Origin of the sequence: Streptomyces sp. NPDC091371, assembly GCF_040684275.1 — a bacterium.
Classification (GTDB): domain Bacteria; phylum Actinomycetota; class Actinomycetes; order Streptomycetales; family Streptomycetaceae; genus Streptomyces.
Genome location: NZ_JBFBFP010000010.1, coordinates 1 through 15,026, shown reverse-complemented (window position 1 = coordinate 15,026; position 15,026 = coordinate 1). Strand labels below are relative to the sequence as shown.

Annotated in this window: 7 protein-coding genes and 2 pseudogenes; 5 read left to right on the top strand and 4 right to left on the bottom strand. The window is 68.5% G+C overall.

The window, feature by feature from the left end:
* Positions 1-85 precede the first annotated feature (85 nt).
* On the top strand, positions 86-388 hold the full coding sequence (locus AB0O21_RS13950) for a hypothetical protein (RefSeq protein ID WP_365170667.1): 303 nt from the start codon (positions 86-88) through the stop codon (positions 386-388).
* 84 nt (positions 389-472) lie between these two features.
* Complete coding sequence (locus AB0O21_RS13945) at positions 473-880, top strand: CoA-binding protein (protein ID WP_365170665.1); 408 nt, start codon at positions 473-475, stop codon at positions 878-880.
* Positions 881-1,117: 237 nt separating this feature from the next.
* Here the strand turns inward: AB0O21_RS13945 and AB0O21_RS13940 are convergent.
* From AB0O21_RS13940 to AB0O21_RS13930, 3 genes and pseudogenes are all read right to left on the bottom strand, one after another.
* Positions 1,118-1,505 (bottom strand): annotated as a pseudogene (locus AB0O21_RS13940) (hypothetical protein).
* A gap of 208 nt (positions 1,506-1,713) precedes the next feature.
* The gene (locus AB0O21_RS13935; RefSeq protein ID WP_365170663.1) at positions 1,714-3,270 is read right to left on the bottom strand and encodes a hypothetical protein; all 1,557 of its coding nucleotides are present in this window, start codon (positions 3,268-3,270) and stop codon (positions 1,714-1,716) included.
* A 29-nt stretch (positions 3,271-3,299) separates the two neighbouring features.
* Entirely contained in the window at positions 3,300-9,122 is a 5,823-nt protein-coding gene (locus tag AB0O21_RS13930) for a hypothetical protein (RefSeq protein ID WP_365170661.1), read from the bottom strand.
* Between the two features lie 219 nt (positions 9,123-9,341).
* Here AB0O21_RS13930 and AB0O21_RS13925 point away from each other — a divergent pair.
* Positions 9,342-9,803 (top strand): annotated as a pseudogene (locus AB0O21_RS13925) (GNAT family protein); the annotation flags it as partial.
* A 1,505-nt stretch (positions 9,804-11,308) separates the two neighbouring features.
* On the opposite strand, the gene AB0O21_RS13920 reads toward AB0O21_RS13925, so the two are convergent.
* A complete protein-coding gene (locus tag AB0O21_RS13920; RefSeq protein ID WP_365170659.1) occupies positions 11,309-11,875 on the bottom strand; it encodes a hypothetical protein in 567 nt (188 codons plus the stop codon).
* 227 nt (positions 11,876-12,102) lie between these two features.
* Between AB0O21_RS13920 and istA the strand changes: the two genes are divergently transcribed.
* Both istA and istB read left to right on the top strand, forming a co-directional pair.
* Positions 12,103-13,641 carry an IS21 family transposase gene (gene istA, locus AB0O21_RS13915; RefSeq protein ID WP_365170657.1) on the top strand — a complete coding sequence of 513 codons (1,539 nt, stop codon included), beginning with the start codon at positions 12,103-12,105 and terminating at the stop codon, positions 13,639-13,641.
* The gene (gene istB / locus AB0O21_RS13910) at positions 13,641-14,432 is read left to right on the top strand and encodes an IS21-like element helper ATPase IstB (protein ID WP_365170655.1); all 792 of its coding nucleotides are present in this window, start codon (positions 13,641-13,643) and stop codon (positions 14,430-14,432) included. Before istA ends, istB begins: the two co-directional genes overlap by 1 nt.
* Positions 14,433-15,026 lie beyond the last annotated feature (594 nt).

Below are 15,026 nucleotides of genomic sequence, written 5' to 3'. Positions count from 1 at the left end.
CCACTCTCAGCTACCTTGACGGAAGTCGCCTGACCTGCGCCAACGCCCCTTGCTCAGGTTGCCCACGCCATTCGACCATTCGCAGATGAGACCCGAAGTCCAGGCGTTCATCACCGACGGCCCCCTCCCCGACTGGGATACCGACGACGAAGAGATCGTCGACCGGCGATTCAGACAACTCGAAGCCATCTCCAGGCCCGTCACGCCCGACGAGGCGCATGCCTTGGCTGCCTGCTTCGGCCCCGACGACTGCTACGGCGTCGCCTGGACGCTGCTCCACCTGATCGAAACCAGCCCAGGACCGATGCCGCCAGTGACACGCCCGGGCCCCGACGCCACCGACTGGCACCACACGCTCTGGAACCGCTGGGGAAACCACGGACCCTGAGGTGTCTGCGGGGAATCCGACATGCGTCTTTTCCGTTGAGAAGTCGGAACCCGCAAAGATCCAGACCAGCAGGAGGCGGCACGCGTGTACGGCGATCCGGCAACCATCCGCAAGATCCTCACCGAGCTCGGCGACACCTGGGCCGTGGTGGGCCTGTCCAACAACCAGGACCGGGCGGCCTACGGGGTGGCGCGCGTGCTCAAGCAGTTCGGGAAGCGCGTGGTCCCCGTCCACCCGAAGGCCGAGACGGTGCACGGGGAGCCCGGGTACGCCTCGCTGGAGGCGATCCCGTTCAAGGTGGACGTCGTGGACGTGTTCGTGAACAGCGCCCTGGCCGGGGCGGTTGCCGATTCCGCGGTCGCCGCCGGTGCGGAGGCCGTCTGGTTCCAGCTGAACGTGATCGACGAGGCGGCCTTCGCACGTACCCGTGAGGCGGGGCTGGACATGGTCATGGACCGCTGCCCGGCGATTGAACTTAATTCCCTACGTTAGTAGGCGCGGCGGTAGAGCGGTAGCACTCACCCTGGCGTTCCATCGAGCCTTCCTACCGACGTCAGCGACGGGCTGATCCCGCCACCAGTGCATCGAGCGCTACCAGGACACCGACCCCGGCCGCTACCGGGCCGGGGAACAAAGCGTCCGCTCCCTGCTCTGCCTCGCTCGGCGCCGGGCCGGCGTCCTCCTCGCGATGCTCCGCGACGGGACGCACACAGCCCTGGCAAGCCGCGGTCACATGACCAGCGGCTCCGCCAGCAGCACCACCTGGTCGGCCTCGACATCAAACCCGAGCACCGGATGACTGCCGTTGCCACCCTCGGACATCAAAGTCAATCGCTCCGTCGCATAAAAGTGGAAGATCGCCAGCACATCGGCAGCTGGCCACACCCGCAGCACAGGACACTCGGCACCAGCCGGGCGGGACAATGCAGCCTCCGCCCGCGGAACCGGCAGCACCGTCCCGTCTTCGGCGTACTGGAACCGCCATCCGGACGCGATAACAAGATCAAGGACCGCCTGCCAGTCCTGCACCAAGGTGTCAGGAACACACATCCGGCAGCGACCCCATTAGGTCAGGGTCGAAGAAGCACTTGACGTCATGCCACAGCAGTTCAGCCACCACGCCTTCCTGCCCCACCGCTGCCCCTAGACGGAGCCGATTTCCGTGACGAACCGCATGGAGGCATTTTCCGCCGAGGCCATGGCCGGCGGGACGAGGAGGTATGCGAGGCGTACCGGGCCAGGTCGCCGTCCACCAACGCTCCGGTTGGCGCCCGCCGGAGGTGGCATCGGGCCACGACGTGCCGGCTCCGTGAACCAGGGTCGACTCAGCCGACGGTCCAGTCCGTGGTCAGCACCTTCGTCAGGACCAGGAGGTCGTTGTGGTCAAGCGGAGTCCGATGGGAGAGGGTGTTGCGGGCGGTGTGCAGCACGCGCAGGCGCTGACGTTGCGCGGTGGTCAGATTCAGCATGTACGCGGCAGCAGAAAGTCCGCCAATCTCGAGTTCGTGAAGGTCGGGCACGCCGTCCCCTTCGCCGTTCCTGTTCCCCCGGTGCTGCGAGCGGGCCTTCTCGCAGAAGTCCCGAAGGGTGAAGTGTTCAGTGCGGAGCAGTCCGGGCACGACGCGGATCAGAGCCGTGCGGGCTTCCTCGACGAGCGGAAGGAGGACTTGGTTCTGCGCGTGGCAGACGAGGACCCGAAGTTCGTGGGAGCCGGAGTCCAGAAGACAGCGGGCCTGGGTGGGGCGGATGCGCCCGTCCCAGCTGTCGACGGAGCCGCGGGCCCAGGCGTCGTGGATCTCGGCGTCGGGGGCCCAGGCGTGGGCGGTGGACATGCGCCCGCCCGGTGCGGACTCGCCCTCAGCGGGGTCCTCCCCAGAGAAAAGCCTGGCGAGCGCGGTGCGCAGACTGTCCAGGTCTCCGCCGCCCCAGGCGTCGCGGAGGGCGAGGGCGCGGTCGATGTCGGGTCCGCAGACCTCGGCGACGACCGCGTTAGTGACGCGCCGGAGGAGGGCGCGGGCCGCGTCCTCGGCGCCCGCGTGGGATCGCCAGACCATGAGGACCTCGGTGTCCAGACGGGTCCAGACCTTCCACCACCAGTGGACCGAGGACCGGCCGTGGTCACCGAGGACCGCGCGGGGCAGGTCGCCGGCACGGGCGGCGAAGAGGAAGCGGGGCCGCGCGCGGCCGTGCAGGCCGGCTTCGTGGAAGGTGGCCTGGGCGACGCGAAGGAGCCGTGCGGCCTCTTCGGGAGAAGTCTCGTTCCAGCAGCGGACGACGATTGTGGGGGGTGCGTGGCCAGCTGCGGCCTGGTCGGCTAGTGCCTCGGCCGGGTGACTGCTGATGCCGAGTTCCTTGGCAAGGCGCTCCTCGAGCGTCAAGGCCGAGGTCGGGACAGCGGGGGCGACATCGTCGGGCAAAGCGGCACCGACCGGGGCGACGAGCTCACTGAGCAGATTGCTGTACGGGTCGTCGGGCACGCCGGTGTCCCAGGCCACGTCCGTGTCGACGAGAGGTCCGCGTGGATCGGGGATCAGCGCCCGCCGGGCGGGCGTTGACGCCAGTCCGGCATCGCGGTCGGCCAGCGAGACGAGTCCGGGCACCGGGACCACCGCCTCGAGGCGGTGGGCCAGTTCGCGCACGAAAAAGTCGGCGCGACCGGACTCGACGACGGGGTCGGGAAAGTACCAGACACAGCTGCGGCCGGAACGGAGGTCCGCTTCCAGCAGGTCGAGGTGCCGACGCGGACCCGGGAGACGGGCGAGGTCCTCGTCCTCGATCCCCCGGCCGGTCCCGGCGGCTCCCGGGACCGGGACGGACGTCGCCGAGACTGAGGCGCCCCCAGCACCGGTGTTCGGGGAATCGGCCCCCGTGTCCTCGGACACGGTGCCGCGCGTCGCTCCGTCCGCGGCGCTCACTGCGCGGGGCCGATCGCCTTCAGGGCCCGGAAGCTGACCGCGTCGAGCCGGACGCCGGTCTCGGCAGGGTCAAGGATGGCGAGGCGCTCAAGGCGCTCGAGGAGGCGCTCGGCGGCCTGGAGGGCGTGGTCGTCGTCACTCTCGTCGAAGAACGCGGCCGCGAGGTCCCCAGGAGACATGACGGCCTTGTCGGCCAGGTACTCCTCGGCGCTGTAGAACTGGGCCCAGGCCGTCAGACGGGAGACATCCTCGTCGGCGAGTCCTGCTGCCTGCAGGTGAGCGGCGGCGGCGGCGGGGGTGCTGAACTGCTCGCACAGGCCCTGGAGGACCTCCCTCTGCCGCATGCCGGAGCGCACGTTGTGCATGGCGAGCTCGACCAGACCCGGCCAGCCGCCAGTGGCGTCGATGAGACCGCGCCGTTCCTGCGGCGACCCGAACGGCGACTCCGGCCAGGCGCGCACGCTGTCGACGGTCCACCGCTGCGGAAAGACGAGGCCGGCGTTCGTTGTCTCTGCCTCCACCGCCACGTCCGGAGAGCAGAGAACGACCGCGTACCGTCGAGGCGCGCCGGACGTCGCCTCGGCATCGATCACCGTGCCGCCTGTGTGCTCGACGAGCCACTGCACGGCCTCCTTCACCTGGGCGCCCGTCCGGCCGCGCAGGTCGACGAAGAGAAGTCTGGAGCCCCGCTTGCGGTGCGAGTTCCCGGTGATCGCGTCGACGAGGTCGTCGTCGGGCCCGACAGTAACCACCTCGAGGCCGTAGCCGTCGCCGTACAGGCGCAGCCCGCGTTCGACGAGATGGTCGCCGAGCGCCCGCGTACACGGCACGACGGTCGTTCGGCTGGAGTGGCTGAGCATCTCGTCGAACTGGCCCTCAGTGAGCGGGCTCATCCGCTGGACTCCGCCCAGGACGCCCACCGAACGGCGGGCGGACCGCGGGTTGTAGTCGTAGGGCAGATCGAACTGGGTGTCGTTCAGCTCGCTCTCGAGCTCGTTGCGCGTACCCAGCATGTTCACCACGTTGGGGCTGCGCATCGCGTATGCGCGCTCCTCGGTAGGGAGCTTGATGAGCAGGCCGAGACCGACCATCTCGTTGAGGAAAATGGTCAACTGGCGCTCGCTGTTGAGGGGGAATCCCTCGGGCCAGATCCGGTGCGCCTCCTCCAGCAACTCCCGGGGCCGGGTCGCATGAGCGTAGCCGTGCTCGAGACTACGCAGGGCGATCAGCAGGGTGAGGACGCGGTAGCGGTCCTCCAGGTTGATGGTGTAGCGCAGGCGTTCCGCAATGAGTTCGCGGACCCGCTCCAGGTTGGCGACGGCCTGGACGTCGTCCCAGGTGATCGGCGCGTGGCGTCCGCCAGCGGGCATGGCGCGCTGCTGCATGTAGGCGACGAGGTGGTAACAGAAGATCTGCACCAGGTTCGCCTGGTAGTTGGTGACGCCAAGTGTGTGCCAGACCAGATCGGGGCGCTCGAATGTGAGGCCGACCGCGGCCAAGGGCTCCTCGACGAGCGCGACAGCGGCCTGAGGCTTGAGCGGTCCGACGAGGACACCGGGCCCGCCGTGCGCCGTGACGACGTTGGTGAGGTGGTTGAAGCGCTGCACCTGGTGCAGACCGGCGAACACGACCTTGAAGGTCCGCCTTGTGGCCTCCATGAGGCGCTGGAGCTGCTTGACGGTGCGGAAGGTCGACTGGCCGCCACCCGTGTAGACGGCCTGAGCGTCCGCGGTGAGGAAGGCGTCGGCCTCGTCGGCGAGCAGCAGGATGCGGCGGCCGGACTCCGCCTCGATCCACTGCCGGATCTTGTCGGCAATGTCATCGGCCGGGCTGTGGTCCGAGATGCTCCCCGAAATGACGCCGCGGCGCTTCAGCTCGGCCAGCAGGACCCGCCAGATGCCGTCGGGCGGCTCCGCGTGTCCGATGTCCGCCTTGAGGAGGTCGATGTAGACGGCGATGTGGCGATCCGGGTCGGCCTTCTGGAACACCTCGACCGCCTGCCGCAACAGGGAGGACTTACCGAGCTGGCGGCCACCGAAGAGGAAGATGGAGCCATCGGGCCTGAGGACCTCCTGCATCTCCTCGGCCCGGCCCTTGAAGACCTCCGGTGGTACGAGGCCGGCGACGTGCGGGGTGTACGGGGTGTATCCGGTCCACGGCAGGGTGACCCGCTGTGCGGCCCGGAACGAGCGCGGGGCACAGGCCGCGACCCAGCCGACGACGGCCGGGTCGACAACCAGGGCCTGCTGGCCGCGGCTGCGGGAGGCGAGCGCGAGTCGACGGCGCCCCTCAATGCCGAGAGGCTGCAAGTAGAGGATCACATTGGCACCGATGGCCGACTCCGGGAGGTGGCGCAGCGGGCCCTCGCCGCGCAGTTCGTCGGCGATGACGACGACCTTGTACATGCGGTGGGCCTGGGAACCCAGGGCGGCAACGTAGCCTGGTGTGCTCTCCGTGATGTCGGCGCGCACGCTCAGCCGGGTGACGCCGTGCCGCCCCTCCTCGACATTGGCCTCAGTCACGTGGAGACCCAGCAGGCGCAGGACGCTCATGGCCGAGCCACGGATTTTCCGCGTGTCGCGCTCGCGGATCAGGTTCTCCCACGAGTCGAGCCCGGCGACCGCGTTCTGTACCAGCGGGTCGTTGCCCGCGTAGTGCTGCGCCCACCAGCGGGCGCTGACGCCGTGCCGGGTGGGCTGCGGGGCCTGGGTGTGAGCGACGCCCGCCATGAAGCGAGCTAGTTCCTCGCCGACTGGTTCGGTGGGGGCGGGCAGCGCTTCGCCCCCACGGGCGAAGGACAGGAGTTCCTCGGCCGCGACCACTTCGCGGCGGTCCAGCAGCCCACGGATACGCCGATCCTCGGCCTCGGTCAGGCGCGCGGCGTCGAGTTCACGGTAGAGCTGCTCCGTCTGCCGCTTCTCCAGCGAACGGAGGTCGCTGGCGATTGTGGCAATGGCTCGGAAACGCGCCCCGTGGCGGTCGCCGTGGTCGTCCTCCAGGTCGAGAAGGCGCACGGTGAAATGGTGCTCGTCCTCTGCTTTCAGCAGGTTCTGCACCCGCATCTGGGCGAGAGCGAGCTGGGCGCGCTGGTGCTCCTCGGCACACTTGCGCCGCCAGTAGACGGCCTTGTCCGTGTGCGTCTGTCGCCACTCAGAGAGCTGTGCGGCTCGCACGGCAGCGCCGACGACCAGCCCCTGCTCGAGTCGCTCCAGCAGGCGGGCAGCCAGGTGCAGGTCGCCCTCATCCCAGTGACGGCGCAGCGCAACGTCGGGGATGACCGGATCGAGGAGACCCAGCATCGCCTTGAGCGTGTCCTGGTGCTCGAGGTCGGGATCGTCTTGGCCCTCGTCTACCCGCCAGGACAAGCCCGGCAGATGGAGCAGGCCGTCGGCGGGCGGCCGGAACCGCGTGTCGCACAACTCGAGCGTGTAGGAGCCATCGAGCCAGCGCAGCAGCAGCGCGAGGAGGGCGCCGCCCACGCCGGGCAGCGGCTCGGCCTGGCGGACGGCCGTGATGGCCTTCATCAGGTCCCGGCCGACGTCGCGGACGCCGGACGAGCGCGGAGACGAGGCAATGCGCAGGGCCGCCGTGAGCAGGTCCTGGACACCCTTGATGTGTCCGCGGAGCTGGTCGCGCGCCGCCGAGTGGATGGAGGACTTCGCCTGCTTTGGCGTCCGCTTGGCTCGGTCGACGGCGTCGATCATCCGGTCGGCGGCATCGGAGCGCTTGTAGTGCTCCTCCATCTCCTTGGCCAGTTCCGCGGCCTCGACGCGCCCTTCGGCCCAGCCCTGGATCGTCTCCAGGGTGCGTCCCAGCGTGCCGTCGGGCGCAGAGAGGACCTGCAGCACGATCGTGCCGCGCTGGTACTTTATGGTGCGCTGCGGCAGGTCGAGCGCGAGCTGCCGAGCCCGATCGCCGATCTCTTCGCGCCGGTCGACAACTGACGCCGTGGCGGGCGCGTCCAGGTCGCCGGGCTGGATCTCGGCTGACTGCCGCACCGCGTGAACCAGTTCGTCCAACACCCGTGCCCAGGGCCCGGACAGGCCCGAGAGGGAGGTGTAGTCGGTCAGGACACTGCTCGCCCATCGTGCCGAGAGGCCGCTCCGGATGGCCGCGGTCAGCAGGACCAGGTGAGCGTCGCGGTCGTCGTCCCAGGGACGGTCATCGCCGACCGCCTCGATCAGCTCCTCGGCCTCCACCTGCAGATCGGAGGCCCAGGCCGGGGACGCGTGGAAGGCAGCGTTCGCGAACGCGAGCGCGAGCGCGCGGTGCGCCGGGGCGGCGGCAGCGCGGGTCAGCCAGTAGGACTCGGCGAGCCGACCCTGCGAGACCAGGTTCGCCACTGGGGCGGGAGCGCCAGTCCACACGTCCGCCACCGGCTTCGGGCTGTGGGTGGAACGGCGAGGGGCGGGTACGGGGAGCGAGTCGACTACCAGGGCGTCCTTCGCCGCGGGAGCTTCCGAGGACGAGGCTGCGGGCCACCCGCCCGCAGCGGATGGCGCGCCGAGCCTGGGCTCCTCGGGCTTCCACGGCTCTTCAAACTCCTCCGGCTCGAGCGCCTGGGACGTCCGGCTCTGCTCCAGCTCCGTCTCCGGTTCAGCTGTCGGGCCGGTTGGATCGTCGACGGCGAGGTTCTCATCTTTCGTGGCGGACATCGATCCGGCATCCTCTACAAGGACGATCGCCGGCTCGGCCGCGTCAGAAGCTTCTTCCGCGCCGCCCTCGGTGCGGTCCGGCACCGGGTCCGGGTCGCTCTTGGAGGTCTCCTCCCCCAGCTCACCGTTGCTGGCCTCCCCGCCGAAGGTCGACGCGGCGCCCTCGTCCGGCGCCTCTCCACTCAACTCCCGGAGCCGCTGCTCGTACTCCGTGATCTGGTTGCGGAGGTGGCCCCGAAGCATCTCGCTCGAGGTCGCCTCGAACACGGCGCGGGCCTCGTCAAGCGCCTGCGCGGTCTCCGCGATCTCCCGGTCGATCTCCTGCCGACGGCGCTCCTTCTCCCGTATCCGTTCGACGAGCGACTGGGCCGCCGCCCAGTCCTGGTCGTCGCCCCAGGCCTCCGGCGCGCTGGCGTCCGCGAGGGCACGGCCCAGAGCCCGACGCTCCCGAACCCACAACAGGGCTTCGCGCAGCAACTCCCGGTCACCGGCCAGCTGTCCGGCGCGGACAGCTGAGACGAAGACGTCCAGCCGACCGGCCAGAGCCTCCGCGACCTCCTTCAGCCGGGCCGTCTCCTCCCCGATCCCGTCGGCATCCAGTCTCACCACGACCGCGCTCCCCTGCACTCCTGGCCGAGCGTTCTTCTCTCCAACGGCGCCCGATCGCGCCGTATAGCCGGTCTCCCGCACCGCCCGGACCGCACAGGAAAGCCGCTCGTAGTCGGCTTCCGTCAGAGGAACCGCACCGCTCGCGGCGGCTTCTTGGAGCTTCTCTGCGTGGTCGTGCGCGTGCCGATGCGCTGGCAGATCGACGAAGATGGAGAGTCCGTGGAGCATGAGCTGCGCCAGGTCCGGCGGCAGATCTCTCAACATCCGCGTGAGCTGCTCGAGATTGGGATCCGATATCTGCTCCTCGTACCCCAGCTCGCACAACCGGCAGTCCGCCAGCTTAGCGCCGGACGCGCAGAGGTTGACAAGCAGCTTCTCGGGGGCACGGGTCACCCACATGCGGGCACCAGAGATCTTACCCAGCTTCGAGGTCGCGGGACCACCCTGGTAGTACAGGGCCGAAGGGCCGTGCGTCTTCTCGACGTGCCGGAACAACATGAGCACCAGCTCGGGCTTTTCCTGCAGCCATTGCCTGAACGACGAAACCGAGAACACGTCGACCCCCTTGCCCTGCGCCTGCGGCGCACCTCTCCCCGGTCCCCACCCATCCGCTCGCGCGGGGTCCAGGGCTCATGTCGCTTGGCCGCACAGGAACTCGGCGATTCGATGATGGACAGTCATATCAAATAGCTCGGACAACCTGACAGTTGTTCCAGAATGTGGCGCCCGAGCCGCCAACGCGCCCACAGGGTGGGGGACGGTAGCGGTGCGACGATCGTGCGGTGCTGGCGGCGATCACGTTGGGCCCGGTACGAGGACCACATCCCGATCCTGCAGGCTGAGCTTTACGACGACGTGGTCAACTCCTCGCGGCTCGAAGGCTGGCCGTGGCGGCCGATCACGCCCGGCCCGAAGGACGCGCAGCTCGTGGTGGACGACAAGGAGCAACGGCACGTCCCGTTCTCCGCGGTGGAGCTGGAGGGCGGAGCCCTGGTCGGCACCGCGGTTCTGCGGGACATCGACAGCCACAACCGGTCTGCACACATCGGGCTGGGCTCCTGCGTCCTCACGCAGCAAGGGCTACGGCACCGACGTGGTCGCGGTGCTGTGCCACTACGATTTCGTCGTGCGCAGCCTGCAGCGGCTGCAGATCAAGACGCTGTCGGGCAACACCGCGATGCTGCGCTCCGCCGAGCACAAGGCTTCGTCCGCGGGGGCGTGATGCGCTCCTCGGCCTGAGTGCCGGGCGAGTCCCTGGACAAGGTACTGCTCGAGCTCCTCGTCCAGGACTGGAAGGACTAGGCTGCCGCCCGACGGTCAAGGGCGGGCCGGCGGAGCCGACATGGACGGCCGAGGGCCAAAACGGCGACATCCGCGTGGGCCTTGGGCCCTGTTCGCCAACCAACCAGCGTTACGCCCAGGCCGAGGGCGCCTATCAAGACGTGGAGAGCTTGCTGGGCCACCACCGCGCGGGGGGGCGAGCTCACCATCTCCTGACTCAATGGCTCCCGCCGCCTACACAGGCGCTACGACCGCAAAGCCGAGCACTTCCTGACCTGCTGCAGGACTTGCACCCCCAGCCCGCTGCGCCGAAATTGTCTGCGCCCAGCCCGAAGGAATCGCTTTCTGCAGGCCGCCGCCACCAACGCTGACTCGCGGGGTTATGCCTGCCGAGCAGGCGTAGCCATCACAGCCGAGGCCCCCACACAATCTGGGCGTGTGCATCCACAACTCCCCGGCGATTGAACTTAATTCCCTACGTTAACGCGTGGCGGGGCCACATGGTCGCCGATCGTGGGACCAGACCGCGCCCCGCGCATAAGCGTAATCCCCAGCACTGCCGACGCGCAGAACCCCTGTAAAGCTGCGGCCAGAGCGAGCACTGCGTGGGTCAACACAAGCCGACGAACACGCAGGACCAGCCAGCCCGCCGCTCCTGCCACAGCACCTGGCGGAATCTGGATAGGGCCTCCGTGACCTCGCACCGAAGGCGATGTGCTGCCGGTGCGGCAGCGGCTTGATCAGGGGCAAGGCTCTTTCCGGATCGCCTGCCTCGCCAACGCTCAAGGCCCTCGTCACACGATTCTCGGTGATCATTACATTGGCGGCCGGCCAACTGGGCGAAGATCCCCTCATCAGGGGCAATTGCCGTCTCGGCCGCCACCTGCATGCGGGTGCGAGGACGCCAAAGCGAAGCCCGGATCCACGATAAGTCGTGACCCGCTCGAATGCGGACGCGTATTTGTAAGCACTTGTTTTTGGGACCAGAATTCCGAGTTCTTTTGGCCTCAGTCCGGCCGCGTAGGGGGCGCTTGCGGGCGGCTTCGCGCCCCCAGTTCCAGATCGTTTTGGCCCCACCCCGATCGGGTGGTTCTAGCTAGTGGCGGCGGGGGCGGGTGGCCCGAATGGCTCCATGAGGTCCGGCGGCTCCCCCTTCTCGGGATGCACGATCCTGAGCAGTCCCTCATCGTGCAGGTGGAGCATCGCCCGTACAGTCCGACCATCAGGGCGATCCCCCATCACACTCATGCCGGTGATCCTGCCTCGGGCTGACACCGTTGCCGTACTCGCCCGTCGGCTGTCACGGGGGTGGCCATCCGATGTTGCCCCGGTCCTACTCCAACCCCGTAACCGGGACGACACCAGATCAGTGAGTCGCCAGCCGAACGCCTGCGCGGAAGGCTTCCATCGCGCTACGGCCCCAGACCATGATCGACCACAGCATTACGGCTGCCCCGCTACTACTCGCCGTCGAGCCCAGAGTCTATTTCCCGATCAATAACAGCTTCGGTCCCCCGGACGAGGAACGTGTTTACTGCGGAGTAGGCGGTGCTGACCTGGGAGCGAAGCTCGGCGAGTTCCGCGTGAAGGACTGCAGTGCCTGTGCTGCCGTAGAGGGCATCGCGGATGCGCTGCGTGGATTCCGATAGCTGGTCTGCGAGGGGGCCGGAGACGGGCCCGCTAGATTGCCGAGTCGTCGGTAGGCGACCCCCCAGACGGTACAGAGCCGAGGTGAACTCCTTATATTCCGCCTGCAGCTGGTCGTCGTAGCGCTGGGCATCGACAGCTCGCCCGTTCTGCAGATCCGCGATGACATGCTGCGAGATGGTCAACCAGGCCCTAGCTGCGACGCGTGCTGTGGCGATGATTTCCAGCGTGAGCGCGTCGTCCGCGCGATCCGCCGCGACCGCTGCTGCAGTGGCGTCGTCGCGGTGTTTCGCCCGTTGCACCAGGAGGGCGCCGGCGGCTCCGAGGCCAGCACCGCCGAGGCCGCTGATCGTCGCCAGGATCGTCTCCGCCATCGCCATCCGGTGATCGTCCACCGTGTACGGCAAGGACCACAACGCCCTCGCGTAAACTGGCCGAGACCTTGCGACCTGGCGCATTCCGGCTGTGGGTGTCGGTTGACGGCGGTCTCCGTAAGCTCCCCGTGTGCGGCCACTTACCGCGCAATTTATGGCCACGGGTTTCCCCGCGTACGGCCAGATTTCTCCCCGCTCGCCCCGAGTAGTTCCGCTCGGCGACGCTGGAGCGGGTGAAGAACAGCAGGGAGATCATGGAGATCCTTGAGGCATACGACCTCACGGGCAGTTACCGTGCCGCGGCCGAGTTGGCCGGGTGCGACCACCACACGGTGGCCCGGTATGTGAAGATGCGGGCCGCAGGCCAGAATCCTGACCAGCGCCGTCACCGGGCGAGAGCGATCGACGACTATCTGCCGAAGATCGAGGAACTGGTGGTCCGGTCGCAGGGCCGCATCCGTGCGGACGTGGTCCACAAGAGGCTCGCCGCGATGGGCTTCACCGGCGGGGAACGCACCACCCGCCGCACGGTCGCCGAGGCAAAAGCCCAGTTCAGAGCCGGTCGGCGCCGTGTCTACCGGCCGTGGGTGACCGAGCCCGGACTCTGGCTGCAGTACGACTTCGGCGACGGTCCGGTGATCAAGGGCCGCAAGACCACTCTGTTCTGCGCGTGGGTGGCCTGGTCCCGTTTCCGGGTGGTGATACCGATCTGGGACAAGACGCTGCCGACGATCACCGCCTGCCTGGACGCCACATTCCGCAGGATCGGCGGAGTGCCCGCCTACGTCCTCACGGACAACGAGAAGACGGTCACCATCGACCACGTCGCCGGGATCGCGGTCCGCAACCCGGAGATCGTCGAGGTCGCCCGGCACTACGGCACGACCATCCGTACTTGTCTGCCGGCCGACCCGGAAACCAAGGGCGGCAGCGAGTCCACGGTGAAGATCGCCAAGGCCGACCTGGTGCCCAGGGACGTGAACCTGCGCGAGCAATACAAGACGTTCGGCGAGCTCGAGGCCGCCTGCCGGACCTTCTGTGACGAGGTCAACTCCCGAACTCACAAGGCGACGCGGCGCAAGCCCGTCGAGCGGCTCGCGGAGGAACGCCAGCGGATGCACCCGCTGCCGCGCCGGCCGTTCACCGCAGCGTTCGGCACCACCCGCAGGGTGACCTGGGAATCGACGATCTCGGTCGACGCGGTCCGCTACTCGGTCCCGCACGAGCTGATCGACACCCGGGTCTGGGCCCGTTTCCACGGCGACGAGCTGATCGTCACCGCCGTCGAGGAGAACGGATCGGCCCGCGAGGTCGCCCGCCACCACCGCGGCCAGCCCGGCTCTCCGGTCCTGGACGACACCCACTACCCGCCGCGCGAGGACAAGGAGGCCGACCGCATCCCGAGAGCCACCTCCGCGGAGGAGGCCGCGTTCCTCCAGCTCGGACCCGGCGCCGCATCCTGGCTGATCGAGGCCGGCTCGGCCGGAGTCCGCCGCATCAAGGCGAAGATGGCCGAGGCCGTCGCCCTCTCAAAGCTCTACTCGGTCGCGGAGGTCGACCGCGCGCTCGGCACTGCCGCGGTTACCGCCCGCTTCGCCGAGAAGGACCTGTTGTCGATCCTCGACTACCAGGCCGTCCACGAGCACGCCGAGCCCATCCGCCGCAGCGAGGACCACTCCCTGCAGCCGGGCACTTCCGCCTGGTCCTCCTTCGGCGCCACCACCACGACCGCCTCGAACATCTCCGAGTACGACGAAAGCGACCAGCTCTGATGGCCACCCCTCTCCGCACCGTTCCCGGCTCGGGCGGCGACCCGCTCGCCGAGTCCATCGAACTGACCCGGCGACTCAAACTCCCTCACATCCGACGGTCGTTGACCGACATCATTCCCACTGCCAAAGCCCAACGCTGGGACCCGGCCGAGGTCGTCCGCGTCCTTCTCTCCGAGGAGGCGGCCGGACGCGACCGAGCCAACCTCCACACCCGACGCAAGCGGGCCGGCTTCCCCACCGGCAAGACCTTCGGGGACTGGCACGAGAACAAGTCCTCCATACCCAGGGCCACCCAGGACGCCCTCAAGAGCCTCGAATGGGTCGGCCGCCGGGAGAATTTTTGTATCTGCGGCCCGTCGGGCACGGGAAAGAGCCACTTCACGGAAGCGCTCGGACAGACCGCGGTCGAGGCCGGCCTGACCGTCGCCTGGTTCACCATCGAGGACCTCGGCGCCCTCGTCCGCCGCCACCGCGCGGACGACTCCATCGCCCGAGCCCTCGCGAAGATCGTCCGATCCGACCTGATCATCGTCGACGACATCGGCCTGCTGCCCGTCTCCCCGGACGCGGCCGAGGGCTTCTACCGGCTGGTCGATGCCGCCTACGAACGGCGCTCGATCGCGGTTTCGAGCAACCTCCACCCCTCTGGATTCGACGAGATCATGCCCAAGACCCTGGCCACCGCGACCGTCGACCGCCTACTCCACCATGCCCACGTCACCGTCACGCAGGGTGACTCGTTCAGGTTCACCGAGGCCACCACCGGAAAGGGAGTGAAGCCCTTCAGCTAACCCACACCAACCGATGGCGGGGAGATTATCTGGCCGCCACCGGGGACACCCACGAGGCCACCAGCGGGGCAGATCACTGGCCGCCCGCGGGGAGCACTACGAGGCCGTTGACAGTCGGTGGGAGACGTCACCGTGGTCCTGTACGACACGGCATGACGCGAACTGCCGTTTTCACTGCCGCCCCGCACCCTCACCGTTCTCGCCATCGCCTATGCCGGCAAGTAGCGAGCAGCCCCGGGCCCTGTGTCAGGGCCGTTTCGTGTCCGGGGTCCGGTGGAGAGCGTCCCGTGCCTTCCGCGACAAACCCAACCCGGCCTCCCGACACGACCGTGCATCCGACCGACACGGCCCCGACATGACCGTGAACGGCGGACCACACCCTGTCGTCGCGAGGCGGACGGCCCACGGCAATTTGTGCACGTCGCCGGGTGTTGGGGGTGGAGCCAGATCAACTTCGTACACCCAGCGGAGCCAATTCCCCTTCGCACCCTGGGGCCCAAAGAGCTCGTAACAGGATCTTGCGATTCGTTGGGGTAGGCGTGTCCGGCGTAGGCTTGGGAAAGCGGCTTCCCGGCACCGCAGCCGCCATCAGGA

Coding starts and splice junctions, on each gene's coding strand:
- AB0O21_RS13950 (WP_365170667.1), top strand. CDS start 86: ATGAGACCCGAAGTCCAGGCGTTCATCACCGACGGCCCCCTCCCCGAC.
- AB0O21_RS13920 (WP_365170659.1), bottom strand. CDS start 11,875: ATGGCGATGGCGGAGACGATCCTGGCGACGATCAGCGGCCTCGGCGGT.
- istB (WP_365170655.1), top strand. CDS start 13,641: ATGGCCACCCCTCTCCGCACCGTTCCCGGCTCGGGCGGCGACCCGCTC.